The 25847-nt window shown below is 60.1% G+C and carries 29 protein-coding genes; 9 read left to right on the top strand and 20 right to left on the bottom strand.

Translation table 11 applies throughout. The annotated features are described in order from the left end of the window. Positions 1-47: 47 nt before the first annotated feature. Positions 48-707: a hypothetical protein gene (locus H9Q16_RS10180; RefSeq protein WP_191075330.1), complete on the bottom strand. Its 660-nt coding sequence runs from the start codon at positions 705-707 to the stop codon at positions 48-50. 3 nt (positions 708-710) lie between these two features. Then, positions 711-2108 (bottom strand): selenium-binding protein SBP56-related protein, encoded by a 1398-nt coding sequence (locus tag H9Q16_RS10175; RefSeq protein WP_191075329.1) that lies wholly within the window; start codon positions 2106-2108, stop codon positions 711-713. A 334-nt stretch (positions 2109-2442) separates the two neighbouring features. Here H9Q16_RS10175 and H9Q16_RS10170 point away from each other — a divergent pair, with 334 nt between their 5' ends. Next, positions 2443-3477 (top strand): glutathione S-transferase C-terminal domain-containing protein, encoded by a 1035-nt coding sequence (locus H9Q16_RS10170; RefSeq protein ID WP_191075328.1) that lies wholly within the window; start codon positions 2443-2445, stop codon positions 3475-3477. A gap of 56 nt (positions 3478-3533) precedes the next feature. Here H9Q16_RS10170 and H9Q16_RS10165 read toward each other — a convergent pair whose 3' ends face one another. The 11 genes from H9Q16_RS10165 to H9Q16_RS10115 form a co-directional block, all read right to left on the bottom strand. After that, a complete protein-coding gene (locus tag H9Q16_RS10165) occupies positions 3534-5741 on the bottom strand; it encodes a 3-hydroxyacyl-CoA dehydrogenase NAD-binding domain-containing protein (protein ID WP_191075327.1) in 2208 nt (735 codons plus the stop codon). Positions 5742-5758: 17 nt separating this feature from the next. Beyond that, positions 5759-6208, bottom strand: a complete 450-nt coding sequence (locus H9Q16_RS10160) for a nuclear transport factor 2 family protein (RefSeq protein WP_191075326.1) — start codon at positions 6206-6208, stop codon at positions 5759-5761. Positions 6209-6213: 5 nt separating this feature from the next. Next, complete coding sequence (locus H9Q16_RS10155; protein ID WP_191075325.1) at positions 6214-7425, bottom strand: acetyl-CoA C-acetyltransferase; 1212 nt, start codon at positions 7423-7425, stop codon at positions 6214-6216. A 25-nt stretch (positions 7426-7450) separates the two neighbouring features. Further along, the gene (locus H9Q16_RS10150) at positions 7451-8089 is read right to left on the bottom strand and encodes a glutathione S-transferase family protein (RefSeq protein WP_191075324.1); all 639 of its coding nucleotides are present in this window, start codon (positions 8087-8089) and stop codon (positions 7451-7453) included. Positions 8090-8237: 148 nt separating this feature from the next. Further along, positions 8238-9386, bottom strand: coding sequence for an acyl-CoA dehydrogenase family protein (locus tag H9Q16_RS10145; RefSeq protein ID WP_191075323.1), 1149 nt, complete (start codon positions 9384-9386; stop codon positions 8238-8240). Positions 9387-9400: 14 nt separating this feature from the next. Beyond that, the gene (locus tag H9Q16_RS10140) at positions 9401-9613 is read right to left on the bottom strand and encodes a hypothetical protein (protein WP_191075322.1); all 213 of its coding nucleotides are present in this window, start codon (positions 9611-9613) and stop codon (positions 9401-9403) included. Beyond that, positions 9613-10332, bottom strand: a complete 720-nt coding sequence (locus H9Q16_RS10135) for a hypothetical protein (protein WP_191075321.1) — start codon at positions 10330-10332, stop codon at positions 9613-9615. The genes H9Q16_RS10140 and H9Q16_RS10135 overlap by 1 nt, the downstream gene beginning before the upstream one ends. Further along, positions 10332-10547: a hypothetical protein gene (locus tag H9Q16_RS10130; protein ID WP_191075320.1), complete on the bottom strand. Its 216-nt coding sequence runs from the start codon at positions 10545-10547 to the stop codon at positions 10332-10334. Before H9Q16_RS10130 ends, H9Q16_RS10135 begins: the two co-directional genes overlap by 1 nt. A gap of 17 nt (positions 10548-10564) precedes the next feature. Next, positions 10565-12346, bottom strand: a complete 1782-nt coding sequence (locus tag H9Q16_RS10125) for an acyl-CoA dehydrogenase C-terminal domain-containing protein (protein WP_191075319.1) — start codon at positions 12344-12346, stop codon at positions 10565-10567. A 48-nt stretch (positions 12347-12394) separates the two neighbouring features. After that, the gene (locus H9Q16_RS10120; protein ID WP_191075318.1) at positions 12395-12796 is read right to left on the bottom strand and encodes a MerR family transcriptional regulator; all 402 of its coding nucleotides are present in this window, start codon (positions 12794-12796) and stop codon (positions 12395-12397) included. A gap of 329 nt (positions 12797-13125) precedes the next feature. Continuing rightward, the gene (locus H9Q16_RS10115) at positions 13126-13494 is read right to left on the bottom strand and encodes a MerR family transcriptional regulator (protein WP_191075317.1); all 369 of its coding nucleotides are present in this window, start codon (positions 13492-13494) and stop codon (positions 13126-13128) included. Positions 13495-13610: 116 nt separating this feature from the next. On the opposite strand from H9Q16_RS10115, the gene H9Q16_RS10110 reads away from it, so the two are divergent. The 3 genes from H9Q16_RS10110 to H9Q16_RS10100 are packed head-to-tail and all read left to right on the top strand — an operon-like array spanning position 13611 to position 15920. After that, positions 13611-14033 carry a PaaI family thioesterase gene (locus H9Q16_RS10110; protein WP_191075316.1) on the top strand — a complete coding sequence of 141 codons (423 nt, stop codon included), beginning with the start codon at positions 13611-13613 and terminating at the stop codon, positions 14031-14033. Beyond that, complete coding sequence (locus H9Q16_RS10105; RefSeq protein ID WP_191075315.1) at positions 14030-14554, top strand: PaaI family thioesterase; 525 nt, start codon at positions 14030-14032, stop codon at positions 14552-14554. The genes H9Q16_RS10110 and H9Q16_RS10105 overlap by 4 nt, the downstream gene beginning before the upstream one ends. Then, the gene (locus H9Q16_RS10100) at positions 14544-15920 is read left to right on the top strand and encodes an MATE family efflux transporter (RefSeq protein ID WP_191075314.1); all 1377 of its coding nucleotides are present in this window, start codon (positions 14544-14546) and stop codon (positions 15918-15920) included. Before H9Q16_RS10105 ends, H9Q16_RS10100 begins: the two co-directional genes overlap by 11 nt. Before the next feature lie 16 nt (positions 15921-15936). On the opposite strand, the gene arsC is transcribed toward H9Q16_RS10100, so the two are convergent. The 5 genes from arsC to H9Q16_RS10075 form a co-directional block, all read right to left on the bottom strand. After that, positions 15937-16281 (bottom strand): arsenate reductase (glutaredoxin), encoded by a 345-nt coding sequence (gene arsC, locus H9Q16_RS10095; RefSeq protein ID WP_191075313.1) that lies wholly within the window; start codon positions 16279-16281, stop codon positions 15937-15939. Continuing rightward, on the bottom strand, positions 16278-17321 hold the full coding sequence (locus H9Q16_RS10090; protein ID WP_191075312.1) for a quinone-dependent dihydroorotate dehydrogenase: 1044 nt from the start codon (positions 17319-17321) through the stop codon (positions 16278-16280). Before H9Q16_RS10090 ends, arsC begins: the two co-directional genes overlap by 4 nt. Beyond that, a complete protein-coding gene (locus tag H9Q16_RS10085; protein ID WP_191075311.1) occupies positions 17318-17749 on the bottom strand; it encodes a DUF1330 domain-containing protein in 432 nt (143 codons plus the stop codon). Before H9Q16_RS10085 ends, H9Q16_RS10090 begins: the two co-directional genes overlap by 4 nt. After that, positions 17746-18096 carry a DUF952 domain-containing protein gene (locus H9Q16_RS10080; protein WP_191075310.1) on the bottom strand — a complete coding sequence of 117 codons (351 nt, stop codon included), beginning with the start codon at positions 18094-18096 and terminating at the stop codon, positions 17746-17748. Before H9Q16_RS10080 ends, H9Q16_RS10085 begins: the two co-directional genes overlap by 4 nt. A gap of 133 nt (positions 18097-18229) precedes the next feature. Next, complete coding sequence (locus H9Q16_RS10075; RefSeq protein ID WP_191075309.1) at positions 18230-20092, bottom strand: adenylate/guanylate cyclase domain-containing protein; 1863 nt, start codon at positions 20090-20092, stop codon at positions 18230-18232. Between the two features lie 265 nt (positions 20093-20357). On the opposite strand from H9Q16_RS10075, the gene H9Q16_RS10070 reads away from it, so the two are divergent. Next, a complete protein-coding gene (locus H9Q16_RS10070; protein WP_191075308.1) occupies positions 20358-21914 on the top strand; it encodes a bifunctional metallophosphatase/5'-nucleotidase in 1557 nt (518 codons plus the stop codon). Between the two features lie 54 nt (positions 21915-21968). Here the strand turns inward: H9Q16_RS10070 and H9Q16_RS10065 are convergent, their stop codons facing one another. Next, positions 21969-22283 (bottom strand): hypothetical protein, encoded by a 315-nt coding sequence (locus H9Q16_RS10065; RefSeq protein WP_191075307.1) that lies wholly within the window; start codon positions 22281-22283, stop codon positions 21969-21971. Positions 22284-22413: 130 nt separating this feature from the next. Between H9Q16_RS10065 and H9Q16_RS10060 the strand changes: the two genes are divergently transcribed. The 3 genes from H9Q16_RS10060 to H9Q16_RS10050 all read left to right on the top strand — a co-directional run bounded on the left by H9Q16_RS10060 (position 22414) and on the right by H9Q16_RS10050 (position 23755). Beyond that, positions 22414-22875 carry a MarR family winged helix-turn-helix transcriptional regulator gene (locus tag H9Q16_RS10060; protein WP_191075306.1) on the top strand — a complete coding sequence of 154 codons (462 nt, stop codon included), beginning with the start codon at positions 22414-22416 and terminating at the stop codon, positions 22873-22875. Between the two features lie 161 nt (positions 22876-23036). Further along, the gene (locus tag H9Q16_RS10055) at positions 23037-23294 is read left to right on the top strand and encodes a YjhX family toxin (RefSeq protein ID WP_191075305.1); all 258 of its coding nucleotides are present in this window, start codon (positions 23037-23039) and stop codon (positions 23292-23294) included. 8 nt (positions 23295-23302) lie between these two features. Continuing rightward, positions 23303-23755, top strand: coding sequence for a GNAT family N-acetyltransferase (locus H9Q16_RS10050; RefSeq protein WP_191075304.1), 453 nt, complete (start codon positions 23303-23305; stop codon positions 23753-23755). On the opposite strand, the gene H9Q16_RS10045 is transcribed toward H9Q16_RS10050, so the two are convergent. Next, positions 23752-25014, bottom strand: a complete 1263-nt coding sequence (locus H9Q16_RS10045; protein ID WP_191075303.1) for an MFS transporter — start codon at positions 25012-25014, stop codon at positions 23752-23754. The two genes, H9Q16_RS10050 and H9Q16_RS10045, sit on opposite strands and share 4 nt — an antisense overlap. Before the next feature lie 141 nt (positions 25015-25155). Here H9Q16_RS10045 and H9Q16_RS10040 point away from each other — a divergent pair, with 141 nt between their 5' ends. Beyond that, entirely contained in the window at positions 25156-25821 is a 666-nt protein-coding gene (locus H9Q16_RS10040) for an SOS response-associated peptidase (protein WP_191075302.1), read from the top strand. Positions 25822-25847 lie beyond the last annotated feature (26 nt).

The raw sequence follows: 25847 nt of genomic DNA, 5'->3' as shown, positions 1-25847 counted from the left end.
TTGGGTCAGCTCGTGGAAGCGGGAAAGTCCATTTGTTGCATGGGGATCTAAACGGCGCTCCAGATTCCGAAAAGACCGACAAGGACAAGGCTCAACGCCCAGACCACATCCAGATTGAACCAGGTTTTTGACAGGAACTTGAGACCCAGCCAGAAGTACATGCCCGCAGCCAGTGCGCCACCCGCCAGGGTCATCGCCGCCGTATGTGCCACAGCCACCAAAACCGCAGTGCCCATATTGCTGGCCATCAGCGCGCCTGCCGCCTGATGACCGGCGTCCAGTTCGTCGATCGCGCAAAGCCCCAGATAGATCGGCACCAGCATCAAGCCGGCGCCATGGGCCATGGCTGCCAGAAAGGACCACAGCGCCAGGCGTGTCGGTTTCACCCGCGCCAGAAAGCGCGGATGCCTTCGGTTGATCAGTAGATAAAACCCCAATGCAATCACGAGCAGACCGGCGCCGATGCGCAAATGCTGCTCCCATTCGACAAGCGCCGTCATCATGGAAAACGGCAACAGAATTGCCGTCATTGCCAGAAAATGACCGACAGCCAGCGCCACCAGCGCGCGCAATAGGGCTGCGGTCTTTTGCTCAAACAGGGCTGCCGACACCGCAAGCGGCCAGCCCATGCCGGGATTCACGCCATGGTAAATTCCAGAAAAAATGACGGCCCCCCAAAGGGCCGCCACTGAGGCCGGATCGTCCAAGACTTAGACGTTCGGATAGCAGAAGCTGTCGGTAGAGCAATCGCCCCCCTCCAGCCGGATCTGGTGGGACCGTAACCCTTCAGGGAAATCGACGTAAAAGTCCTTGTCCAGATGAAAGCCGTTCTCGTCATTGTTTGCCATGACCATCTGGCCGCCTTCGTCATCGGGGTAGAACTGATCATCCCAAGTGGAATAGAGCGAATTCGTCCAGTAGACGCGTTTACCGTCGCGGCTGATTTCGACCATCTGCGGCCCATAGGCAAAGGGCTTGCCGTTGGGGTGTGCCGCGCCACGCGCGATGCCGCCGACTTCGACCTTGCCGGCGAGGACGGGGTTCATCGGGTCGGAGACATCGTATTGATGCATCTCGCCCAGGCCCCAACAGGCGACATAGAGGTATTTGTCATCGAGGCTGAGGTCGATATCGGTGACCAGTGGTGGCACGGCGCCAAAGCCCTTGAGCAACTCCGGCAGGTTGTCGGCATCCTCGGGGCGTGGGTCGATGGTGATGGTTTTCCTGGCCTGCCATTTCCCGTCGTCATCACGCCACCAGGTAAAGATTGAGCCCTGCAAATTGGTGGTGTCGACAACCACGCCACAAAAGCCATAGGCTTTGGCCGGGTCATGGGCAGGCCGGATTTCCAGCGCCATCTGGTGGTTTTCCCCCAGGTCGATGGTCTGAATATTTTTGCGCGCACGCAGATCCCAGAAATGAATCTTGTGGCCGTACTTGTTGCTCAGCAGATCCTCGGCCACGATGCCGCCTTCGAACTGAGGTGGCAGGCCCCATTCAGAGCTGACCATGTAGTCCTGTGGCAAGTTCCACCAGAAGTCATAGTGCTTGTCCTGCTCGCCCCGATCCATCTCGTAACGGCCAATGATTTCAAAGGTTTCGCAGTCCATAATGAAGATGCCCGGAGGGCCGTCCGTGCCGTCTTCACCGCCGCCGCCAAGTGTCGAGACATAGATGCCTTCGGGCCCGCAATGGATCGTGTGGGGGCGGGAATATCCGGTCTTGGCAAAGACTTCTTCGGGTTCGATGGTCTTGTGGATCTTCGCCTTCAGCGGGTCCTTCACATCGATGATGTAGATGCGGCTGGACCGGATACCGGGCACGATCAGATAGCGCCGTTCCAGAAAGGCGTGACCGGTCAGGGGCGACAGCGAAGACGAACAGGCGTTCCAGCCGAAGTGGTGAAATTCATCGCCCTTATGGGGGACAATGACCTTGTGCACGATCTGGCCGTAGCTGTCGGATTTCGGGTTCACGTCAACGACGGCAATCCCGTCGGACTGTTCACCATCAGGGCTGAGCATCACGGTAAATGCATAGTTTTCAACCGGGGCCTGCATGGCAAGCTGTGCAGTTGGATGAAACGTGGGATCGGGTCGCAGGTTCATGAAAATATCCTCCCAAGGGCTTTCGGTATTACGTCGGTATTACGTCGGTGTCGCGTCGGTATTTGTGTCGTTATCCCGGCCTATCGCTGGCCGGTTGAACCGCTGAAATGGGGCGAACCGTCGTGGTGGTCTAAATGTAAGACAATTGAAGGGCGTTATGAGATTCGTTGCAAGTGGTTTTCTTGATCTGGTCTTTTTGGGGCGAAACGGCTGGTCCGTGCATCTGTGAACAGGGTGTCTGCACAGCGGCATCTGGCGGTACCGCGCGGTTTTTGAGACACTTGTAAATAGGGAGCAGCGAAAATCGCCGGTCCGTCAGAATGGGTCGTGATGAATGGCAGACAAATCGGTCGAGGAATCTCAAAAGGATGCGGCAGCTCGGCGGGCCAGCGGAGAGTTCGTGCGCGGCGTCAGCGGGTTTCGTTCGGTCATCGGAGAGGACGCGGCGTTTCCCGCTGAGCCGGGTCGGTACCATTTGCATGTCGCGCTGAACTGTCCGTGGTGCCACCGCGTGACTCTGGCGCGCAGCGTGCTGGGATTGACCGGCAGCATCACCATGGATGTGGCTTTTCCCAACCGGACCTCTGAAGATGATCCCGAGGGGCCCAATCATTGGGAGTTCAATCCGGATCGCACCGCCAGCCTGACGGGGCAGACACTGCCGGAGTGCACGGTCGAGACGGCGACAGGGCAGGCGATGCGTCTGGTGCGGCAGATCTATCAGGCCGAAGGGTCAGAAGAGAAATCCGTGCCGGTGCTATTTGACAAAAAGAGTAAGCGGATCGTCACCAATGAAAGTGCCGATATCGTGCGCATGTTGAACGCACAGGCCCGTGCGCTTGGCAGTGAAATTGCAGACGATGCCCGGCCCGATCTTTATCCGTCCGGGTCCGCGCATGCTGCGGTGCGCGATGAGATCGATGCGCTGAACGAAGTCATCTATGTCGGGATCAACAACGGCGCGTACAAGGCCGGTTTTTCATCGGATCAATCAGTTTATGCTGCGGCGTTTCAGCGGTATTTCGACACGCTGGACGGGCTGGAGAAGCGGCTGGCGGCTGATAACCGGCCCTTTTTGACGGGCGATCGGTTCACCGAGGCAGATCTGCGGCTTTTCCCGACGCTTTATCGGCACGACCCGGTCTATTACGTGCGGATGAAGCTGAATGGCGCACGCGTTCTGGATTTTCCGCATTTGTGGCGGTGGCTGTGCCGGGTACACAGCCTGCCAGGCGTGGCAGAAAGCGGATCATTGTTGCATTGCCGGCAGGGATATTTCGGGCGGTCGTGGAATGGGGTCGTGCCCCTCGGGCCGCACCATCCGATGCCCTATCCGGAAGCCTATGGACATCCGAACCTCGCCGGATAGCTGGCAAAGAAAAAGGGGCGCACGAGGCGCCCCTTTGATGGTGCGTATTACTTGTTTCAGGCGGCCTCTTCTGCGGCCTTCGGACCAAAGCGGCCATAGAACGTCTGGTTCTTTTCGGCCATCTCGCGCAGCAGGTCAGGGCATTTGAAGCGTTCGCCGAACTCGGCCTCCAACTGGTCGCAACGTTCTGCGGCATAGGGTGTGCCGATAATGTCGAGCCAGCTGAGTGGGCCGCCGGACCATGGCGCAAAGCCCCAGCCCAGGATCGCGCCCACGTCGCCTTCGCGGATGTCCATCAGCACACCTTCTTCCAGCGCGCGGACCGCTTCGAGCACCTGAACGAACATCAGGCGGTCCTGGACTTCGCGCACATCCGGCTGGCCTTCGGACAGCGGATATTTGTCCTGCATGCCTTTCCAGTAACCGATCCGCTTGCCTTTTTCGTCATAGTCGAAAAAGCCCTTGCCAGCCTTGCGGCCCATGCGGCCTTCTTTTTCCATCCAGAAGATCAGATCATCGGCACCAGAGGCGGGATAGGCGTTGCCCATGGCCTTTTTGGTGGCGCGGGCAATCTTGGCCCCCAGATCGATGGAGGTTTCATCCGTCAGCTGGATCGGCCCGACTGGGAAGCCCAGCATCGCGGCTGCGTTGTCGACAAGCCACGGGGCGACACCTTCGGTGATCATCCGCGCGCCTTCGTTGACGTAAGGGATGATGCAGCGGTTGGCATAGAAGAACCGCGCGTCGTTGACGACGATTGGGGTCTTCTTGATCTGGCGCACATAATCCAGCGCCTTGGCCACCGCACGGTCACCGGTTTCCTTGCCTTTGATGATTTCCACCAACAGCATGCGTTCGACAGGGCTGAAGAAGTGGATGCCGATGAACTGCTCGCGGCGCGAGGAGGCCTGCGCCAGATCGGTGATCGGCAGCGTCGAGGTGTTGGAGGCAAAGATGCAGTCCTCGGGAATGATCGCTTCCACCTTTTTGGTCATTTCTGCTTTGACCTCGGGATCCTCAAACACCGCTTCGATGATCAGATCGCAACCCTTGAGCGCGTCCAGATCGGGGGTTGCGGTGATGAGGTTGAGCAATGCCTCTTTCTTTTCCGGCGTGGCCTTTTTGCGCGCAATTCCTTTGTCCATGTACTTGGCCGAATAATCCTTGCCACGGTCCGCGGCTTCCTGATCGCGGTCAACCAACACGACCTCGATGCCCGCCTGCGCACTGACCAGTGCAATGCCCGCGCCCATCATGCCCGCGCCCAGAACGCCAAGCTTTTTGACGCGCTGATCGGGGATGCCCGTGGGGCGCACAGCGCCTTTTTCCAGCGCTTCCTTGTTGATAAAGAGCGACCGGATCATCGCGGCGGATGAGGGGTTCATCAGGACATTTGTAAACCAGCGCGCTTCGATCTTGAGGGCTGTGTCAAAGGGCACGAGCGCACCTTCATAGACTGCCGACAACAGGGCCTTGGCCGCAGGGTAGACACCTTTGGTCTGGCCGTTGACCATCGCGTTAGCGCCGACAAATGTCATGAAACCAGCGGGGTGATAAGGTGCGCCGCCGGGCATTTTGTAGCCCTTCGCATCCCAGGGTTTGACCAGATCGGCGTCCGTGGCATTCAGCACCCAGTCGCGCGCGGCGGCCATCGGATCATCGCTGACCTCGTCGATCAGGCCGGCCTTTGCGGCGGCGGCAGGGGGGACCATCTTGCCTTCCAGCAGATAGCCGGAGGCTGCCATCGCGCCCAGTTTGCGCACCAGACGGGTAGTGCCGCCCGCACCAGGGAAGATGCCAACCTTGATTTCCGGCAGGCCGATGCGGGCCTTTGGATTGTCAGCGGCAAAGATGCGGTGTGTGGCCAGCGGCAGTTCCAGCCCGATGCCTGCGGCAGTGCCGGGCAGAACCGAGGCGATGGGCTTGCCACCCTTCAGCTTCTTGGGGTCCATGCCCGCCCGCTCGATTTTGCGCAGCAGGTGGTGGGTGCTCATGATGCCTTCAAAGAAGCCCTTGGCCGGGTCGTCGCCCGCGCTTTCGCGCATCGCACCTAGCAGGTTGAGATCCATACCGGCGGCAAAGCTGCCCTCCTTTCCAGAGGTGATGATCACGCCTTTGACGGCCTCGTCCCCCAGCGCCTCGTCGATGAGGGCGTCAAGTTCCTGAAGCCCTTCGAAAGACATGACATTCATGGTCTTGTCTGCGACGTCCCAAGTAATGGTGGCGATACCGTCGCCGTCGGTTTTCATTGTGAAATCGGTCATTTGGTTTTCCTGTCTGATCAGTCGTCCTGGGCGGATGCGGCTATCGCGCGCCCAACTGTTGTGTTTGTGTCGACCGCATATTGGCTGGAGACGCATTGCCAGCGGCCATCGATGAATTCGAGCACCGAGAAGATGGGGAAGGGGTCATGGACCCGCTGATCCCCCGCCAGCATGTGCGACATGTACGTGGCCTTGATCCGCGTCTCGCTTTCGAAAGCGGCGACCTCGCAATAGCGCACCAGTTCGGTGACACGCTTGCGGCGGTAGTCTTCGGCAACGGCGTCGAACATCGACCTGAGGTCCTCGGGCGTGTTGAGGACACGCTTGTGATCGGGGGTTTCAATGCTGTGGGGCAGGTGAAAGCAGGCGGCAAAGGTCGCGAAATCATCGCTGAGCAGGGCCTTGCCCGTGATCTCAAGCGATACTTCCGCGATCTGCTGTGCTGTTTGCCCGTTCACCTGCCGCATCAGATTTACACCCGCTCGATGATGGTGGCAGCACCCATACCGGAGGCGATGCAGAGCGTGGCAAGGCCAACTTCCTTGTCCGCGCGCTCAAGCTCATCGAGCAGCGTGCCGATGATCATCGCACCAGTGGCACCCAGCGGGTGACCCATCGCGATGGAGCCGCCGTTCACGTTGACCTTGTCATGGTCCACATCAAAGGCGTCCATGAAACGCATGACGACGCTTGCGAAGGCTTCGTTCACCTCGAACAGATCGATGTCACCGATGCTCATGCCATTGTCGGCAAGGATCTTTTCAGTGACGGGGACGGGGCCGGTCAGCATAATGGTGGGGTCGGTGCCGATCTTGGCGGTGGCGCGGATCCGGGCGCGGGGTTTCAGCCCGTGCTTTTCCCCAAATTCCTTGTTGCCGATCAACACGGCTGCGGCGCCGTCCACGATGCCAGACGAGTTGCCTGCGTGGTGGATGTGCTGGATCTTTTCCAGATGCGGGTACTTCAGCAAAGCGACCTTATCAAATCCTGGCATCACCTCGCCCATTTGCTGGAACGCGGGATTGAGCGCGCCGAGGCTTTGCATATCGGTCTGGGGGCGCATGTATTCGTCGTGATCCAGGATCGTCAGACCGTTTTGATCGCGGATGGTGATCACGGATTTGTCGAACCGCCCGTCTTTCCACGCCGCCTCAGCCCGCTGTTGGGAGGCAACGGCCAGCTGATCAGCGTCATCACGCGAATAGCCGTACTCGGTCGCGATGATATCGGCGGAGATGCCTTGGGGCACAAAGTATTGCTCCATCGCGAGGGTCGGATCAACGGCAATGGCCGCCCCGTCCGAACCCATGGCGACACGGCCCATCATTTCGACGCCACCGGCGATATAGCCGTCGCCTGCGCCGCCCTTGACCTGGTTGGCGGCCAAATTCACGGCTTCCATGCCAGAGGCGCAGAAACGGTTGATCGCAAGGCCCGGGATGCGTTCATCCAGATCAGAGGCCAGCACGGCAGAGCGCGCAAGGCAGCCGCCCTGCTCCATCACTTGTGTGACATTGCCCCAGATCACGTCCTCGACGGCGTGGCCTTCCAGGTTGTTGCGTTCCTTGACAGCATTCAGTGTCTGCGAAGAGAGCCGCAAGGCGGTCACTTCGTGCAAGGCGCCGTCCTTGCGACCCTTGCCGCGCGGGGTGCGCAGGGCGTCATAGATGTAGGCTTCGGTCATTGGTGTACTCCGGTTTATCGTTGTTTCAGGCGCGGTCAGCAGGACTGCCGGGCATCAGATCGTAGGGGGCTTTCCAGCCGGGTTGTTCGGACAGGCGTGTGAGCCAGGCGTCGATGTGTGGCCATTCGGTGCGGTCAAAGCCGAAGGGTTCAGGATAGTAGAGGTATCCACAGCAGCTCAGATCGGCGTTGGTGACGCCATCCCCCACAATCCAGTTGCGGCCCTCAAGGTGGTCATTCAGCACCGCATAGGCGGCCTTGAGGCGGCCCTGCATGAAACCGATAACCTCTTTGGGTTGCTTCTCCAGTGGCAGGAAGTTCATCAAGAAACGCGTCAGCCCGGCGTTCGAGCTGAGCTTGTGATTGTCCCAAAGAACCCAGCGCAGGATCTCGCGGCGCTCGGTCGCGTCTTTGCCGCCGAATTGGCCTGACATCTCAGAGACGTAGTCCTGAATCACGCCGGATTGTGTCAGGCGCACGTCGTCATCGATCATCACTGGCGCTTCGCCCATGGGATTTATGTTTGTCCTGTACTCTTCGGACCGGGTTTCGCCGCCAAAGAAATCGACCTTAACCGGGGTCCAATCAAGGCCGGACATCTCAAGCGCGAGGGCCGCCTTGTAGGCGTTCCCACTTTCGCCGAAGCAGTGGAGTTTGATGGTCATGGGTCGCTCCTTTTTTCGATGGCGGACCCGGGGGTTTCCCACCCCCGGACCCCCGGGAGGTATTTCCAAAGGGTGAAACGGAAGAACGACAGCCCCCAATTTCACCCTTTTTCAAATACCTAATCCTTGATTTAAGCACGCGTTGCCGTCAGAGGCTGCGCGAGATCAGTTCCTTCATGATTTCATTCGTGCCGCCGTAGATGCGCTGGACACGAGCGTCCGACCACATTTGGCCGATGTCGTATTCGGCCATGAAACCGTAGCCGCCGTGCATCTGCAGGCAGGTGTCCAGCACTTCGCCCTGGGTGTCGGTGATCCAGTACTTTGCCATTGCGGCCTTTTCGACGCTGAGCTCGCCGCGCAGATGGTCCGAGATGCATTCATCCAGAAAGGCGCGCGCGACCATGGTCTTGGTCTTGCATTCGACCAGTTGGAACCTTGTGTTCTGGAACTGGGTCAGCGGGCCGCCGAAGGCTTCGCGTTCCTTGCAATAGGCGACCGTGCGTTCAACCGCGCCTTCCATGGCACCCACTGCGCCGCAGGCAATGATCAGACGTTCCTGCGGCAATTGCTGCATCATCTGGTAAAAGCCGCGGCCTTCCTCTTGGCCGAGGATGTTTTCGGGGGGGATTTCGACGTTGTCGAAAAAAAGCTCGGAGGTGTCGGCGGCGTGCAGTCCGATCTTTTCAAGGTTGCGCCCGCGCTGGAAACCATCGGCACCGTCGGTTTCGAGCACCACCATTGAGACGCCCTTTGAGCCCAGTGACGGGTCTGTCTTGGCCGCGACGATGATCAGATTGGCGTGTTGACCGTTGGTGATGAAGGTCTTTTGCCCCGACAGGCGGTAGGCATTGCCATCGCGTACGGCGCGGGTCTTGATCGCCTGCACGTCCGACCCGGTGGAGGGTTCGGTCATGGCCAGCGCACCGACCAGTTCGCCGCTGATCATCTTGGGCAACCAGCGTTTTTTCTGCTCTTCGGTTCCGTAGGCGAGGATGTAATGGGCGACGATGCCGGAATGGATTGGATGGCCCCATGACGCGAGATTGGCGCGGCTCATCTCGATGAGAATCGCGGCCTCATGGCCAAAATCACCGCCTGGCCCGCCGTATTCTTCGGGAAGGGAGGGGCACAGCAGACCCAGTTCGCCCGCTTCATTCCAGGTTTCGCGATCCATCTCGCCCTGGTTGCGCCATTTCTCGAACTTGGGCGCCCATTCAGTGTTGATGAAATCCGCCGTCATGTCCGCAATCATGCGGTGTTCTTCTGTCATCCAGCTTGAGGAGGTCTGTGTCATGTCTTTCACCGCGGTCACCGTTTTCTGCTGTCTATTTCGGAATTGAACAGCCGCAGCCGTGCAATCAGGTTTTCTTCGTTCATCACGCTGTTGAAATTCTCAAAGAGAAACGACAGCGCCTCGCCTTCGTCCAATCCCGCATCGGCGCTGAATTTCTTGAGGCGGCGATAGCCGTCTTCGGTCATGGCGACCGGGAAGCGGCGGGTCAGGCGGAAGCGTTTGGGCATCAGGGCATTCCGTTGATTGTGGCGGTGTTCAGCACCGTTTTCAGGCTGATATCCCCGCGGCGAAGGCTGTAAAGGATCGACACCGGGCACCATGCGTCGCCACAGGGGCGATCGCCTTCGATCAGTGCGGTCACGCCGGGATCGGTCCCGTCAATGGGGCGGGTCGCACGGACAAGGGCCAGTTCAAACGGCACCCAATCAGACAGAAACCCGGCGTAGATTGCCTGTTGCTCTGGCGTGATCTGTGTGGGCATGCGCCACTGGGCCGAACACACGACTGATTGCGCCTTGGGTTCGATCCAGATGGCGGGGTGGCCTTTGTCTTCGTCCAGCGCGATGTCGCCGGTGGAAGAGAGCACGATGGTCTCTCCCTTAGGCGTGGCATCCGGCCCGAGGAGATAGCGGCTTGATCCGGTGACAAAGAAGTCTTTCGGCATCACGTCTGCCAGGCTTTTGCCGCGTTCAAGGCCCATGCAGGTGGTGCGGAACATACGCAGCAGCAGGTAGAGGCCCAGCTCATCGGTTTTCGGGCTGGCCGGGGTGCCGTAGCGATCCGGGGTCATGTCTGCATAACCGTCGGCGGCGGCAAAGGCGGTCAGGGCGCGTGGTTCTGGAAGGATGGCCGTTTGTTGAGCGTGCAGCGTCGCGGCCTGAAAAAGCAATCCAGCGGCCACCACAAGGGCGGAGATCCGGGATTTCAGGGGGCCGCGCTCAGGCATCAGGGCTCCTTCTTCTTTTTCCAAAAGACAGTGACGAGGATGAAAACTGCAACGCCAATGCCAAACACAAAGTAAGAGGTGGAGGGGGCCATTTCAGCGGCCTGGTCTCCGGAAATTGAGGTGTCGGAGGCGATGAGTGCTGTGATGATCCAGGTGCCGGCACCGATCCACATAAACGTGGACAGCATCAACACAAGTTCGCGCAGCGTATTCATCGCCTCCTCCCATGCGATCAGAAGTTTGCGGCCTCCAGTGCCATGACGGTGTCCGCACCGGATTCGATGCGCTTGAGGTGCAGCGTGGTCGCGGGCAACTGGCGGGCCATGTAGTAGCGACCCGTTGCCAGCTTGGTTTCGTAAAACGCGGTGTCAGACGCCCCGCCAGCCAGTGCGGCCTTGGCGGCCAGACCCATCTTGGCCCACATAAGGCCAAGGCAGACATGACCGAACATGTGCATGAAGTCGTTGGACCCTGCCAGCGCATTGTTGGGGTTCTTGGCGCCGTTTTGCATGAAATACATGCCCGCCGATTGCAGGTCCTTGGAGGCCGCTTTCAGGGGCTCAAGGAAGTCGACATCAAAAGCGTCATCCTGACCGGCGTTTTCCTTGATGAAGCCTTTGACCAGATCAAAGAACGCCATCACGTGCTTGCCGCCGTCCTGGGCCAGTTTGCGGCCCACCAGGTCGAGAGCCTGAACACCATTGGCGCCTTCGTAGATCATGGCGATCCGGGCGTCGCGCGTGAACTGGGACATGCCCCATTCTTCGATGTAGCCGTGCCCGCCATAAACCTGCTGGGCCTTGACGGTCATGTCGTAGCCGACGTCGGTCAGGAAACCCTTGATCACGGGCGTCAGCAGTGACACCAGCCCTTCGGCGGCTTCGTCGCCATTGCGGTGCGAGGCATCGATCATGGTGGCACCCCACAGGATGAATGCGCGCGCGCCTTCGGCAAAGCTTTTCTGATCCATCAGAGAACGGCGGATATCAGGGTGCACGATCAGCGGATCGGCAGGCTTGTCAGGATGTTCCGCCCCGGTGACGGCACGGCCCTGCAGGCGGTCCTTGGCGTATTCCAACGCGTTCTGATAGGCCACTTCGGCCTGGCTCAGGCCTTGCATGCCAACGCCCAGACGCGCTTCGTTCATCATGGTGAACATGGCGCGCATGCCCTTGTGTTCCTGACCCAGCAGGAAGCCCGTCGCGTCGTCATAGTTCATCACGCAGGTAGAGTTGCCGTGGATGCCCATCTTTTCTTCGATGGAGCCGACAGAGACGCCGTTGCGTTCGCCGAGGCTACCGTCTTCGTTGACCATGAACTTGGGCACGATGAAGAGCGAGACACCGGCGATGCCTTCGGGGCCGCCTTCGATTTTGGCCAGCACCAGGTGAATGATGTTGTCGGCCATGTCGTGTTCACCGGCGGAGATAAAGATCTTCTGACCCGTGATCTTGTAGCTGCCATCGTCCTGCGGGACGGCTTTGGTGCGCATCAGGCCCAGATCGGTACCGCAGTGCGGTTCGGTCAGGTTCATCGTGCCTGTCCACTCGCAGGACACCATGTTGGGCAGATAGGTGTCTTTCTGCGCATCTGTGCCATGTGCGAGAATGGCCGATGCCGCACCATGGGTCAGTCCCTGATACATGGTGAACGCCTGGTTCGACGAGGAGAACAATTCACCCACGGCAGACCCGATGACGACCGGCATGTTCTGGCCGCCGTACTGCTCGGGCATGTCGAGACCGGTCCAGCCGCCTTCTTTCACCTGACCAAAGGCTTCTTTGAAGCCCTTTGGTGTGTAGACGATACCATTCTCCAGTTTGCAGCCTTCCTTGTCGCCGACCGCATTAAGGGGGGTCAGGACTTCGGAGGTCAGCTTGCCCGCTTCTTCAAAGATCGCTGCGGTAAAGTCGGCTTCCAGATCGGCGTAGCCCGGGGTCTCCGATTCAGTGACTTTCAGCAGGTCATGCAGGATAAACTGAATGTCTTTGGTGGGGGCTGTATAACTGGGCATCTGGATCTCCGTCGTTGAATTCTGTTTTTGTCGGGGTGGGATATGCGCCTATTCTGCGGCACTCCGGTTTTGCTGCATGGAGGCGATCATCTTCTCTCCCCATTTGATCTGGCCACGCAGATCGTCAATGGCTTCGCTCAGCTCGTCACGCTGCGTTTCCATGTCGGAAAGGCGTTCCTTGGCGATTTCATAAGAGCGCAGGATCTGCGTCTGCTGCTGGTCACCCATATGATAAAGGTCCAGCAACTGGCGGATTTCCTCGAGGCTGAAGCCAAAGCGCTTGCCGCGCAGGATCAGCTTGAGACGCGCACGGTCGCGCTTGGTGAAAAGGCGTTTCTGGCCTTCCCGGATCGGGAACAGCAGTTCCTTGGCTTCGTAAAAGCGCAATGTCCGCGGGGTGACGTCGAATGCGTCACACATCTGGCGGATGGTCATGGTTTCGGTTGTCATGTCACAACTTTCGTCTTCGGGTTCAACTTCTGAGCCCGATGTGTGGCGCTTTGAGATTTTTTACAACAAGCGTTGACGTTGACGTAACCGAGACGTCACGTCACTTGCGAGGGTGACGTAGGTGCAGCGCAGGTAAGGTGCTGAAAGCGTGGGGAAACACCAGCGTCAGGGGGAAAGGAGCGGGTCAGCGGCGCATTTGGGGTGCAAGCGCTTCAGCCATGGGTTGCAGGCGGAAAGTGTGCTCTTTTTCCCATAGTTTCGGCGGTTAGTGTCGCGAATCCTGCGGGTGTAAATGGGATTGCAGGCCTGTTTGCGCGCGGATCAGACGGCTATTTCAGGGATGCGGCTGTATCCGCGCGGAGTTTTTTCAGCTCTTCGATCGCTTCATCGAGCTGCGCGCGTTGGTCTTCCAGTTCTTTGATCTGATAGCCCGACATTTCGACCCAGGTCTGCATCTGCGCCTCTGATCCTTCGTTTTCGTAGATCAGCAGCCACTGGCGGATATCCTCAAGCGCGAAGCCCCATTTGCGACCACGCAGGATAAGCGTCATGCGTGCGCGTTCGCGCGGGCCATAATACCGCGCGCGGCCCTCACGGTCCGGTTGCAACAGTTCGATGTATTCGTAGTAACGCAATGTGCGGGGCGTCACATCGAACTCGGCACACATCTCTTTGAAAGTGAGGCGGTCTTCGGCCATCGGTCTCTCTCCTTGCGGGATAAGCTATGCGGGCGGGGACGCAAGCGCAACGCATGACCTTGCCCTTTGCGAAGCCCGCGCAGATAAAGGTGAAAATTTCCCAATGGAATGCCATCATGAGCGAAAAGAATAAAGCCGCCGGTCAGTTTATCGAGGCGCTGCCCCACTCGATCGCGCTGGGGATGGAGCTGGAAGAACTTGGCGGCGGGGTGGCCGTGATCGCGATGCCCTATGACGAAAAGCTGGTGGGTGATCCCAAGACAGGCGTTGTGCATGGCGGGGCGGTGTCGGCGCTGATGGACACCTGTTGCGGTGCGGCGGTGATGAGCCATCCAAGCAATCCAGCAGGCACGGCGACAATGGATCTGCGCATTGAATACCTGCGCGCGGCCAAGCCGGGCGAGCGGATCACAACCAAAGCGACCTGTTACCATGTGACCCGGTCGGTGGCCTTTGTGCGCGCCACGGCCACCGATGCGGACGCCGAAAACCCGGTGGCGACCGCCACAGGCACCTTCACGGTGGAGGGCAAGCTATGAACACGCGCCCGCGCCCTGAGCCGATGCAGGTTGTCAAAGAGCGCCGCGACAAGGTGCTGCGCACGCTGGTGGAGGATGTGCCCTACATTCAGTTTCTGGGCATTCAGTTCGAGAGGCGGGGCGATGAACTGACCGGTATCCTGCCATTCAAGGAAACGCTGATCGGCAACCCGTTGCTGCCTGCGCTGCATGGCGGAGCCACTGCGGCGTTTCTTGAGGTGACCGCCATCATCACGCTGAGCTGGGGCCTGATCTGGGAAGACATGGAAAGCGGGACACTGGATGTGAAAACGCTGGATGCCGATCATTTGCCGCGTCTGCCGAAAACCATTGATTTTACCGTCGACTACCTGCGCTCAGGCTTGCCGCGTGACGCTTACGCGCGGGCGCGGATCAATCGGTCAGGCCGACGGTATGCCAGCGTGCATGTGGAAGGGTGGCAGGACAACCGCTCGCGTCTGTACGCGCAGGCGACGGGGCATTTCGTGATGCCGCAGCGCAAGCCCGTCGATGCCGGGTGATCTGACGCAAACTGAACGGCTGGCGGTGGATCAAAGCAACGCTGACGCGCGCGCGGCGATTACCCACAAGCGTGTCCTCAATATTGCGCTGCCGATCGTTTTGTCTAACGCCACCGTGCCGATCCTTGGAGCGGTCGATACCGGTGTGGTCGGACAGATGGGCCTTGCCGCGCCGATTGGGGCGGTGGGTCTGGGGGCGATCCTGCTGTCAGCGTTCTATTGGGTCTTTGGGTTTCTGCGCATGGGGACCGTCGGGCTGACGGCGCAGGCGGCAGGCAACGGGGATGACGGCGAAGTGGCGGCGCTGCTGACCCGTGGCTTGCTGATCGGGGCGGGGGCGGGGCTGGCCGTGATGCTGTTGCAGGTGCCGCTATTCTGGCTGGCCTTCAAGGCGTCGCCCGCGTCGGCGGAGGTCGAGACCCTCGCGCGTCAGTACATGACCATTCGCGTCTGGTCAGCACCAGCGGCCATTGCACTGTTTGCGATCACCGGCTGGCTGATCGCGCAGGAACGTACCCGTGCAGTTCTGGTCATACAGGTCTGGATGAACGGGCTGAACATCGTACTGGACCTGTGGTTTGTGCTGGGGCTGGGCTGGGGTGTGCAGGGCGTGGCCATCGCGACCTTTCTGGCCGAATGGAGCGGAGCGGCGATGGGCCTGTGGTTCTGCCGGGCAGTTTTCAGGGATGTGCTGTGGCGCACATGGGACCGCGTGTTCGATGGCGCGCGCTGGCTGCATATGGTGCGGGTGAATGGCGATATTCTGGTGCGGTCGCTGCTGCTGGAAGGGATCTTTATCTCGTTTCTGTTTATCGGCTCGTCGATGGGGGATGTGACGCTGGCTGCCAATCAGGTGCTGGTTCAGTTCTTCATGATTACCGCCTACGGGTTGGACGGGTTTGCCTTTGCCGCCGAAGCGCTGGTGGGCAAGGCGATGGGCGCGCGGCGGCGTGCGGTCTTGCGACGCGCGGCGATTGTGGCCTCTGGCTGGGCCTTTGCGGTCTCTGCGCTGTTGTCGCTGTTCTTTCTGGTCGCGGGTCCCGCACTGATTGACACGATGGCCAAGGCGCAAGACGTACAGGCGATGGCGCGTGTGTTCCTGCCGTACATCGTTGCCGTGCCGGTGATCAGCGTTGCCGCATTCATGTTCGATGGCATCTTTATCGGTGCCACGCGGACAAAGGATATGCGCAACATGATGGCGATTTCTTTCGCGGTCTATGTGGCTTGCGCCGCTGTGCTGGTTCCCGCGCTGGGCAATCACGGGCTGTGGATTGCGCTGATGATTTCCTTTGTGGTGCGGGCCGCGACACTGGCCTGGAAATACCCGGCGTTGGAGGCGGCAGCGGCCCCGGTGCGGCAATGAACCGCCGGGCCCGACCCTAGAGCAGGGCTTTTACGGCCTCAGGAGGGCGGCCGACCACGGCATTGCCTGCATTGAAGACAATGGGCCGTTCGATCAGGATGGGGTGCGTGGCCATGGCACTCCGCAAATCGGTATCAGGGGTGTCTTTGGACAGGCCCAGTTCCCGGAACACCTTTTCGCCGGTGCGCATCATGTCGATGGCGCTGGTGAGACCGAGGGCCTGCTGCGCCGTTTCAAGCTCTGCCACCCCGGGCGCGTCTTCGAGATATTTGCGCACCGTCACGTCTATGCCTGCCGCTTCGATCAGGGCAAGTGCCTGGCGCGATTTGGAGCAGCGCGGATTGTGCCAGATCGTGATCATGTCCAGTCGTCCCTTTTGCAGCCGATGGCGTCGCTGACGTGTGCGAACCCGTCCCGGGCCAAGAGCGTTTCAAGGCCGTTTACGACTTCGGAGACAAGCGACATGCCCTGAAAGACCAGTGCTGTGTAAAGCTGGACCGCCGAGGCCCCGGCGCATATCTTGGCATAGGCCTGTGCTGCCGATCCGACGCCGCCCACGCCGATCAGCGGGATATCCGTTTGTGCAGACAGCCGCGCCAGCACCCGGGTGGATTTCTCAAAGAGCGGCGCGCCGGAGAGCCCTCCGGTTTCGCCCGCGTGGGGGCTGGTCAAACCGTCGCGGTCCAGCGTGGTATTGGTGGCGATGATTGCCGCGACGCCCGCGTGCGCCGCGACTTCTGCGACATCTGCGATTTCCGCGTCGCTGAGGTCAGGCGCGATCTTGAGGAAGACCGGCGTGGCCCCCCGCACGTCCATGACCCCTTCAAGGAGACCGGCCAAGGCGGCCTTGCCTTGCAGATCGCGCAGTTTCTCCGTGTTGGGGGAGGATACGTTGACGGTGGCAAAGTCCACGTGATCGCGCGCGGCGACCATCACCTTTGCAAAATCGGCGGCCCGGTCCGTGCTGGTCTTGTTGGCGCCAAGGTTAAGCCCCACGGGCACGCCCGCGCCACGGGTCGCAAGCCTTGCGGCGATGGCGTCAGCCCCTTCGTTGTTAAAGCCAAAGCGGTTGATGGCGGCGGCATCTTCGGTCAGGCGAAACAGGCGTGGTTTGGGATTGCCGGGCTGGGGCAGGGGCGTGGCGGCCCCCACTTCTATAAAGCCAAAGCCTGCGCGCGACAGGGGGGCGATGACAGTGGCGTTCTTGTCAAAGCCGGCGGCGAGGCCCACCGGGTTGGGCAGGTCGATCCCAGCGATCTGCGTCGTGAGGCGGGAGGTGCTGATGGGGCCGGGGGATGGTGCGAGGCCCGCCTGCAAGGCACGCACCGCCAGCCCATGTGCCGTTTCAGGATCGACACTGTGCAGGGCCATCAGGCCCAGCCGTTCGATCAGCGCGCTCATGCAAAGCTTTCCAGGGGTGTCAGGCCTTCGGATCGGATCAGGCGGGAGGTGCGCACAGCGGCCTGCCGGTGCACGACTGCCTTTTGGTACGCGGGGTCCGACACCATCGCAAGGAAGGCGTGTGCTGTGGGGTAGCGCGCAATGAACATTGCATCCCAGACCTCATCGGTGGGGCCGATCAGCGTCGTCTCGAACCGGGCCCGCCACACGATGCTGCCGCCAACGCGGGCCAGAATCGGTGCGGTTTCAGCGCCATAGTTGGCATAGGCTTGTGCGCCAGTAAGGCCGGTATCGGCCAACGCGTGATCGCTGGGGTAGGCGGCGCGGTCATTGAATGCCACGAGATTCAGCATCTGGATCGGCTGATCACGGTTCAGCGCCTTGAAGGCATCGAATTGCGCGCGCTCGGGGTCGATGTACCCGGTCACGCCTCGGCCTCTGCCAGACCTGCGGGAAACTGGTGGACGCCGTTTGCCAAGGGGAGCGGCTGGGCCCAAACGACGTCTTTGAGGTGCAGTTTGCGGTAGAGATGTGGGAACAGCGCATCGCCGCGCGATACCTCCCACTTCAGTTCATCGCCCAATGCACCGGCATCCACGGCCAAAAGGTACAGACCATCCTGACCCGAAAAGTGCTTGGCCGCGGTTTCTTCGGCCTGCGCGGCGGTGGAGAAATGCACATACCCATCGGCCACATCAATCGGCGCGCCATCGGTCACGCCGTCCTTGCGCAGGGCGGTCCATTCTTCGGTGCGGAATATTTTGAAGATCAACATGTCAGGGTGATGCATCTGGTGCGGGGTGGGGTCAAGCGGTTTCATCGGTGCAGGCAAGGGGTGGGTCCGGCGTTTCGCACAGGGATCCTGGGTTACGGCGTTGGACGGGCAATGAGCAGAAGAAACCGGGTGATCAGCCGCTTGGCAGTCCGGCCTCAGCGAGATTTTCGATCCAGCGTTCGCGACCGGTTTCATAGGTCCAGACGTTTTCTTGCAGCTTGGTTTCCTTTGCGATTGTCCAGTCCGGCGTCGCCTCCAGAAAGGCAGAAAGAGCTGCCTGCGCTGCCTCTGTATTGCCAAGGCACGTTTCGATCACCGAGGCAAGTTTCTGGGATGCAGGCGGCGGTGACGCGATCTTGCCGAAAGCTTCGCTGGCCTTTTCACATTGCTCATCCTGCCACAGCACCCACGCCAATATCCACGAATGCACAAATGAGGGCAGCGGGTCGATACGGGCCGATTCAGCGAGGATTTCGAGGGCCTTTTCGTTTCTTCCCTGATAGAAATGCGCCTGTGCGAGCGCATTCAGGGCATCGGCTGTGGACGGATTGAGCGACAGGGCCCTTTCGAGGGCTTCGATTGCGCGGGGATGGTCACCCTGCTGCAACCGCACCCGGCCCAGCGCGAAGTAGGTCGAATAATTGCCCGGATCGAGCCTGACGGCGGTTTCTCCATGACGGACGGCCTGGGCAAGCGTTTTTTCGGGATCATCTGCCCACCCAAAGCGGACCTGGGTGCGAAGTGCAAAGGCCATCGCCAGGTGGCCCCAGGCTTCGTCGGGATATAGCTCTATTGTTTCGCGGTTCATCTGAATGACAGCGTCGTTGCTCTCTTTTGACAGACCGCGCATCGTTGCGCGTCGTGCTTTCATGGTCATCAGCAGCGCATCCGCCTTGAATGGTCCTGGCTGCGCGACGCGCACCTGACCAAGATAGTCCTCTACCTGGTAGGCGACCCTTTGACCGATATCGGCGATCAAGACCATCAGATCGTCAATATCGTCCGTGATCTGATCCGCCCACACTTGCGTATTCTTGCTGACATCGACCAGTGCGGCGTTCACGATGATCCTTTGCCCATCGAAATTCAGGCTGCCTTCGAGCAGATAGTCTGCGTCAAGCTGCGCACCGATTTCACGCAGATCGCGGTCCGTGTCGCGATATCGAAAGCTGGAGCCGCGGGCGATCACCGTCAGTTCGGGAAAGCGGGCGATATAGGCGAGGATCCCATCGCTGAGCGGGTCACTCAGCAGACCGCGTTGGTCTTGTGGGCTGATGTCATGGAAGGGCAGAACGGCAACCACCGGTCTGGACGCGCCGTCTGGCCGGAACACATATGCAAGGACTGCGAGAGCCAAGACTACAAACAGGGCTGCTGCCACCCAGCTGTAGCGCCTTGGCTTCGACGGTTCAGCAGCAGGATCGGCAGTTGTCACCGCCGGATATGTAGTCAGGTGGCGGGAACGGCTGTCCAGCTCTATCCGATAAACCCGCACCGGAACGGGGATGTTTTTCAGCTGCTGGGGGCCCATTGGCTGGAAGGTCAGGTCGAGTTTGTCTTTCACATGATCATAGACCGTCTGAGACACGCATATCCCCCCGGTGTCTGCCAGACCTTCGATCCGGGCAGCCACGTTCACGCCATCGCCGTATATCTCTTTGTCATCGACGATGACGTCGCCCACATTGATGCCGATGCGAAAGAGGACCCGGTCCTGTTCTGGCTTTTTGGATTGCGATCTTGCGAGGGCGTGCTGCACGTCTACTGCAAAGCTGACGGCATCGACCACGCTGCTGAATTCGATGATGCTGCCGTCGCCGACAAGTTTGATGACCTGCCCATTATACGTGTCGACACGGGGATTGATTTCAGATCGCCGCAAGTGCTGGAGCGTTGCCACCGTGCCGCTCTCGTCCTTGCTCATCAGTTGGGAATACCCAACGACGTCCAATGAAAGTATTGTCGTCAGCCTACGTTCCTGGCGGCCTTGGTTCATCGTCTTAAGCACTCCTGAAGGAAATTTAGCTCAAAATAAGTCGACAAGTCGAGAAGACAGCGGTTCCCCCGGATATGCCCTGACGGCTTGATGCACGAGCAGTGCATCCGGTGTTGCAAGGTAAAACTGCATTTGGCACTGCCACTTTGTTGGACGCATCACTGCGTATGAGGTCCGTCGTTGCGTCAACCGGGCCACATCCGCTTTGACTCCCCGCACCGGGCGCGCCACGATGCCTGCATAACTTTCCAACGGGGGAAAACCGATGAAACGATTCCTGACCGCCTCTGCCGCCCTTGCCCTGACGACGGGCATGGCCGCCGCGGATTATAACCTGACCATCCTGCACACCAACGACTTCCATGCCCGGTTCGAGCCGATCTCGAAGTATGACGGACCCTGCTCTGCCGAAGATAATGGAGAGGGCAAGTGTTTCGGCGGCTCTGCGCGTCTGATGACCGCCATTACGGACGCACGCAGCCGCACCAACAATTCCATTCTTGTGGACGGCGGCGACCAGTTTCAGGGCACGCTGTTCTACACCTACTACAAGGGCAAGCTGGCCGCCGAGATGATGAACCAGATGGGCTATGACGGCATGACCGTCGGCAACCACGAGTTCGATGATGGTCCCGAAGTGCTTCGTGGTTTTGTGGATGCGGTGGAATTCCCGATTCTGATGTCGAACGCCGATATCTCGGGTGAGCCGCTTTTGGCAGATCAGATCGCCAAGTCCGTTGTGATCGAACGCGGTGGCGAAAAGATTGGTATGATTGGCCTCACGCCCGAGGACACGCATGAATTGGCCAGCCCCGGTGATAACATCACCTTCTCGGATCCGGTTGCTGCTGTGCAGGGCGAGGTCGACAAGATGACGGCCGAGGGTGTCAACAAGATCATCGTGCTAAGCCACTCTGGCTATGCCACAGACCAGAAGGTTGCGGCGGAAACCACCGGGGTGGATGTGATTGTCGGCGGCCACTCAAACACATTGCTGAGCAACACCAGTGATCGCGCGGCCGGCCCTTACCCCACGATGGTGGGCAATACGGCGATCGTGCAGGCCTATGCCTATGGCAAGTTTCTGGGGGAGCTGAATGTGACCTTCGATGACGAGGGCAACATCACGGAAGCGGCGGGCGAGCCCATCATCATGGACGCTGCCGTGACCGAGGATGAAGGCACGGTGACGCGCATCGCCGAAGCGGCTGGCCCGCTGGAGGAGATCCGCAACAAGGTCGTGACCTCGATCGATGAGCCGCTGGGCGGTGACCGCGAGGTTTGCCGGGCGCAGGAATGCTCAATGGGGACGCTGATTGCCGATGCGATGCTGGCACGGGTGGCCGATCAGGGCATTGATGTCGCGATCCAGAACGGCGGGGGCATCCGCGCCTCTATCGATGCAGGCGAAGTGACTATGGGCGAGGTGCTGACCGTGCTGCCGTTCCAGAACACGCTGTCGACCTTCCAGGTGACGGGCGAGACACTTGTCGCCGCTCTGGAGAACGGTGTGAGCCAAGTGGAAGAGGGCGCAGGCCGTTTCCCGCAGGTTGCGGGCATGACCTTTGCCTTTGACGGCAGCCAGCCTGCCGGCAGCCGTGTCAGTGATGTGATGATCGGGGGTGAGGCGGTTGATCCGGCCAAGGTCTATGGTGTTGTCTCAAACAACTATGTCCGCAACGGCGGCGACGGCTACGACATGTTCAAGTCTGCCATGAACCCTTATGACTTCGGCCCCGATCTGGCGGATGTCACGGCGGAATATCTGGCTGAGAATGCGCCTTACAAGCCATTTACCGATGGGCGCATCACGGTCAAGTAAGCCTGCAGAAGAAGTGAATGAAAGGGCGTGGCCAGGGGCCGCGCCCTTGTCGTTTCAGTAGCCTTCGGGATTGCCCGGCACGATCTTGGTGATCGTACCCGCGTCGTTCCCATCGGGTCCGACATAGGTGAAGACCCCCTGTGCATGGCGGATCTGCCAGTTTCCCTCAGGGCCATTTTTCCAGGCGACATGATAGCCATCTTCCAGCATTGTCAGTGCGCCGGTCCAGGGGTCCTGACCCGGGAGGGTCATGTGGGCCTGGGTGGCTGAGGGGTAATAGATCACCGCGTCTGTCTTCTGGCCGACGTCGACGTAGTGTGTGTTGCCAAGCATCAGTACGCTCAGCACGATATTTTCCAAGAGTCCCATGGGCGTGTCCTTTCGTTTGGAATATGGAGGGCGTCAGCTTGGTCATGTTGCCTGACGCCGTTTCGTCAAGTATCTTGACTAATAGCAGCACGAGAAGATTCGTCAAGCGACTTGACTAAATGGACATGCGATGAGCAAACGAGACCCAATCGATCATCTGGGATGGCACCTTCATCAGGCGTTTGCGGCCTGGAAAGACCGTTTCAACGTTGCGATGGCCGCGCGTGGCTGTCCGTGGATGGTCGAGGCACGGGGGGCGTTGGTTCAATACATCGGCGCAGACGGGGTGGCGCAGAATGTGCTGGTCCGAAAGTCGGGGCTGACCAAGCAGGCGGTACAGCAGCATTTGGACGATCTGGTCGCCGACGACGTGGTTGCGCGGGTTGCGGACCGTGACGACGCGCGGCGCAAACGCGTGGTGCTGACGGACAAGGGGCAGGCGGCCGCCCGCGTCGCCGACACCGTCAAGCGCGAGATCGAAGCGGAGGTGCGCAGCCAGATCGGTGCTGCCGCATTCGAGGTGTTGGTGAAAAGCCTCACGTCGATGGCGCAGACTGGTGACGCGATTGACCCCGGCGCCGCCGAACGCTAGGTCAACCAAACCACCCCGATCTATCCTGTGGGTGACGGAGATTTCATGTCTGAGCGTGTGCGCGCCTAAAAGGACCACTTTGTTGGTCTGATCACAAAAAAGACCACCCGCGCGATCGCCGGGCGGTCTTGATGTGTTTTTTCAAGACATGAGACGAACCAATGAACATCTCGAAACGCGAGCAGCGTGTGCTGCATGTGCTCGCCCAAGGGGGTGCGATCCATTTCGAACGCCTGCCCAGCGGCAAGGTGCAGGATGTGACCTGCATCACCCGCGACGGTCATGTGCTGAGCGATTGCTCCCTCGATCTTTTCGACCGCCTGAGAAAACGGCGCTTTATCAAGTCCACCGGCGGACGCCCTTACCGGGTTACGCGGCTGGGCATCACCTGCGTGCGCGCACAAATGGACAACAGATAGGATACGATATGACAACGACAGAAATACGCCCCACCACATCTGACGACATTCCCGGACTGACCGTCGTGTTGGAGGACACCCAACTTTTTCCGCCTGATATGCTGCCGGATATGCTGGCAGCGCCGGAGGGCGGTTTTTGGTTGACGGCGGCCCGGGCCGGCGATCCGGTGGCTTTGAGCTTTACCCGACCGGAACCTTTGGCGGAAGGTGTTTGGAACATGCTGGCCCTGGGCGTGCGGGCGGATCTGCAGCGGCAGGGCGTTGGTGCCAGCCTTGTTGCGGTAACTGAGGCGCGATTGCGCGGTGACGGCGTGCGGTTGCTGATCGTCGAGACGTCGGGCACGCAGGATTTCGCGCAGGCACGCGGTTTCTATGCGGGGCTGGGATATCACGAAGAGGCCCGTATTCGCGACTACTGGGCTGCGGGCGATGACAAAGTGATCTTTTGCAAAGTGCTTTAGGGTGCTTTTTCGGGGCTGGCAGACGGTGCTGGCCCCGATTGGCTAAGCTCTGCGGTTTGCAGGTTCGATGTGCGGCCTGCGTTGATCGGCTGAAAGGTGGATTTATGCGCCGTCGCTACGCCGTCGCGCTGGCGCATGCGCCACAGTGTATAGGCGATGATCATCAGGTGCGCGAGGGCCGTGACCCCGTAAAGCGCCCGGCTGCCGATGCTGCCCATCGCCCATCCCGCGACCAGCGGGCCGACGATTGAGCCGATGCCAAAGATCAGCAACAGCCCGCCGGATATCTGGATCGCGGTGCCGGGTTCGGCGTGATCATTTGCATGGGCGACGATCACCGGATACATCGCAAAGATCGACCCACCCAACAGGGCGGCCAGCGCGAAGTTGGCGATGCGGGCCTCAGGCGCGAAGCTCAGAAATGCGGCATCCGCGATCAGGGCCAGCACGGCGACGCCCAGCAGGACGCGGCGCCGGTCCATCTTGTCCGACAGCAACCCGACCGGGATTTGCATGATGGCGCCTGCTAGGATGGGGATCGATGTAAAAAGTGCTACCGCGGCCAGAACCAGCCCGACGTTTTGCGCATAAACCGCCGCCAGCGTTCCGAAAGACGCATTTGACAGCCCCACCCAGAAGACGGCAAAGACGGCCACTGGTGAGTTGCGCCAGAGCGCGCGCAGGTTCAGACGCACGGATACCAGCGGTGTAGGCGTGGTGACGGAACTTAGCGCGGTTGGGACCAGTGCGAGGCAATAAAAGATCGCGCCAAGGGCAAAGAATACGAAACCCGCGGGATCGCCCATTGTGAGCATCAACTGGCCCGCCGTGCTGGCCCCAAGGTTGACCATTGTATAGATGCCAAAGATGCGGCCCCGGTTGCCCGGATCGGTGCGTTCGCTCAGCCAGCTTTCGACGATCATCGCGGTTGCGGCAAAGCAGAACCCGGTGATGCCCCGCAGCGCGATCCACGCCCAGGGGGTGACGATGATCGCGTTGCACAACACGGTCACGGCTGCGATGGCGCACATCGCCCCGAACGCCCGGATATGCCCCACCCGTGCCACAAGGCCTGCCGTCAGAATGCACCCGGCCACATATCCCAGCGCCCAGCCCGTGCCCAAAAGGCCCAGTGACAGGCTGTCAAACCCTTCGATCGTGCCCCGGACGGGCAAGATGAGCCCGTGAATGCCGCCCCCAAAAAGCAGGAAGGCAGACCCTAAGAGCAATGCGCCGATTGGCAGGATATCCTTGATCATCTGGCCTACACCTCCCGGGCAAATTGGCCCCGTGTCACGGCATGTGTGCCAGAAAGGGTTGCGGCGGGGCAAGCGGTGGCTTTGCACCTGTGGGGCGGATATCCTATGTCCTTTTGATATCACCAAGGGAAGGATCCGCTTATGTGTGGACGCATGGCCGTGACGTTGCCGCATGACGCGATGGTGCAGGTATTTGCTGCCGCGCCTGCGAATGATCTGCCATTCGTTCCAAACTACAACGTCTGCCCGACGACGGATGTGCATATCATCACCAGCACCGAAACCGGGGATCGCCGCTTGTCTGCGATGCGCTGGGGATTGATCCCGCACTGGTACAAGAAACCGAACGGCGGGCCGCTGTTGATCAATGCGCGGGCAGAAACCGTTGCTGAAAAACCCGCCTTTCGCGCGGCTGCACGGGAAAGGCGCGGCCTGATCGTGGCATCGGGGTTTTATGAATGGACCAAGGATGCCGACGGCGGGCGCGATCCCTGGTACATTACCCGGACAGATGGATCGCCCTTGGCCTTTGCAGCCCTCTGGCAGGACTGGAAGCAGGAGGATGGCAGCCGTCTGCCCACCTGTGCGATCGTGACCACCGGCGCCAATGAAGGCATGTCCGCGATACACCACCGGATGCCGGTCATTGTGGAACCGGACAACTGGCCGCTGTGGCTGGGTGAGGCGGGCAAGGGAGCGGCCACGCTGATGCAGGCCGCGGCAGAGGATGTGCTGGAATGGCACCGTGTGGACCGCGCAGTCAACTCCAATCGCGCGAGCGGGCCTGAGCTGATCGAACCGCTGTGATGACGTTTTGCGCAACGATGCGCGTA

Source organism: Sulfitobacter aestuariivivens, assembly GCF_014763045.1.
In the GTDB taxonomy this organism is placed as follows: Bacteria; Pseudomonadota; Alphaproteobacteria; order Rhodobacterales; family Rhodobacteraceae; genus Sulfitobacter; species Sulfitobacter aestuariivivens.
Note: the sequence above shows the minus strand (reverse complement) of the source record. Positions and strands in the feature narration are given on the sequence as shown.

What these genes read in the sequence shown, in the direction of transcription:
- H9Q16_RS10175 (WP_191075329.1), bottom strand. Translation starts at nt 2,108, where the DNA reads ATGAACCTGCGACCCGATCCCACGTTTCATCCAACTGCACAGCTTGCC.
- H9Q16_RS10170 (WP_191075328.1), top strand. Translation starts at nt 2,443, where the DNA reads ATGGCAGACAAATCGGTCGAGGAATCTCAAAAGGATGCGGCAGCTCGG.
- H9Q16_RS10165 (WP_191075327.1), bottom strand. Translation starts at nt 5,741, where the DNA reads ATGACCGATTTCACAATGAAAACCGACGGCGACGGTATCGCCACCATT.
- H9Q16_RS10160 (WP_191075326.1), bottom strand. Translation starts at nt 6,208, where the DNA reads ATGCGGCAGGTGAACGGGCAAACAGCACAGCAGATCGCGGAAGTATCG.
- H9Q16_RS10155 (WP_191075325.1), bottom strand. Translation starts at nt 7,425, where the DNA reads ATGACCGAAGCCTACATCTATGACGCCCTGCGCACCCCGCGCGGCAAG.
- H9Q16_RS10150 (WP_191075324.1), bottom strand. Translation starts at nt 8,089, where the DNA reads ATGACCATCAAACTCCACTGCTTCGGCGAAAGTGGGAACGCCTACAAG.
- H9Q16_RS10145 (WP_191075323.1), bottom strand. Translation starts at nt 9,386, where the DNA reads ATGACACAGACCTCCTCAAGCTGGATGACAGAAGAACACCGCATGATT.
- H9Q16_RS10140 (WP_191075322.1), bottom strand. Translation starts at nt 9,613, where the DNA reads ATGCCCAAACGCTTCCGCCTGACCCGCCGCTTCCCGGTCGCCATGACC.
- H9Q16_RS10135 (WP_191075321.1), bottom strand. Translation starts at nt 10,332, where the DNA reads ATGCCTGAGCGCGGCCCCCTGAAATCCCGGATCTCCGCCCTTGTGGTG.
- H9Q16_RS10130 (WP_191075320.1), bottom strand. Translation starts at nt 10,547, where the DNA reads ATGAATACGCTGCGCGAACTTGTGTTGATGCTGTCCACGTTTATGTGG.
- H9Q16_RS10125 (WP_191075319.1), bottom strand. Translation starts at nt 12,346, where the DNA reads ATGCCCAGTTATACAGCCCCCACCAAAGACATTCAGTTTATCCTGCAT.
- H9Q16_RS10120 (WP_191075318.1), bottom strand. Translation starts at nt 12,796, where the DNA reads ATGACAACCGAAACCATGACCATCCGCCAGATGTGTGACGCATTCGAC.
- H9Q16_RS10115 (WP_191075317.1), bottom strand. Translation starts at nt 13,494, where the DNA reads ATGGCCGAAGACCGCCTCACTTTCAAAGAGATGTGTGCCGAGTTCGAT.
- H9Q16_RS10110 (WP_191075316.1), top strand. Translation starts at nt 13,611, where the DNA reads ATGAGCGAAAAGAATAAAGCCGCCGGTCAGTTTATCGAGGCGCTGCCC.
- H9Q16_RS10105 (WP_191075315.1), top strand. Translation starts at nt 14,030, where the DNA reads ATGAACACGCGCCCGCGCCCTGAGCCGATGCAGGTTGTCAAAGAGCGC.
- H9Q16_RS10100 (WP_191075314.1), top strand. Translation starts at nt 14,544, where the DNA reads ATGCCGGGTGATCTGACGCAAACTGAACGGCTGGCGGTGGATCAAAGC.
- arsC (WP_191075313.1), bottom strand. Translation starts at nt 16,281, where the DNA reads ATGATCACGATCTGGCACAATCCGCGCTGCTCCAAATCGCGCCAGGCA.
- H9Q16_RS10090 (WP_191075312.1), bottom strand. Translation starts at nt 17,321, where the DNA reads ATGAGCGCGCTGATCGAACGGCTGGGCCTGATGGCCCTGCACAGTGTC.
- H9Q16_RS10080 (WP_191075310.1), bottom strand. Translation starts at nt 18,096, where the DNA reads ATGTTGATCTTCAAAATATTCCGCACCGAAGAATGGACCGCCCTGCGC.
- H9Q16_RS10075 (WP_191075309.1), bottom strand. Translation starts at nt 20,092, where the DNA reads ATGAACCAAGGCCGCCAGGAACGTAGGCTGACGACAATACTTTCATTG.
- H9Q16_RS10070 (WP_191075308.1), top strand. Translation starts at nt 20,358, where the DNA reads ATGAAACGATTCCTGACCGCCTCTGCCGCCCTTGCCCTGACGACGGGC.
- H9Q16_RS10065 (WP_191075307.1), bottom strand. Translation starts at nt 22,283, where the DNA reads ATGGGACTCTTGGAAAATATCGTGCTGAGCGTACTGATGCTTGGCAAC.
- H9Q16_RS10060 (WP_191075306.1), top strand. Translation starts at nt 22,414, where the DNA reads ATGAGCAAACGAGACCCAATCGATCATCTGGGATGGCACCTTCATCAG.
- H9Q16_RS10055 (WP_191075305.1), top strand. Translation starts at nt 23,037, where the DNA reads ATGAACATCTCGAAACGCGAGCAGCGTGTGCTGCATGTGCTCGCCCAA.
- H9Q16_RS10050 (WP_191075304.1), top strand. Translation starts at nt 23,303, where the DNA reads ATGACAACGACAGAAATACGCCCCACCACATCTGACGACATTCCCGGA.
- H9Q16_RS10045 (WP_191075303.1), bottom strand. Translation starts at nt 25,014, where the DNA reads ATGATCAAGGATATCCTGCCAATCGGCGCATTGCTCTTAGGGTCTGCC.
- H9Q16_RS10040 (WP_191075302.1), top strand. Translation starts at nt 25,156, where the DNA reads ATGTGTGGACGCATGGCCGTGACGTTGCCGCATGACGCGATGGTGCAG.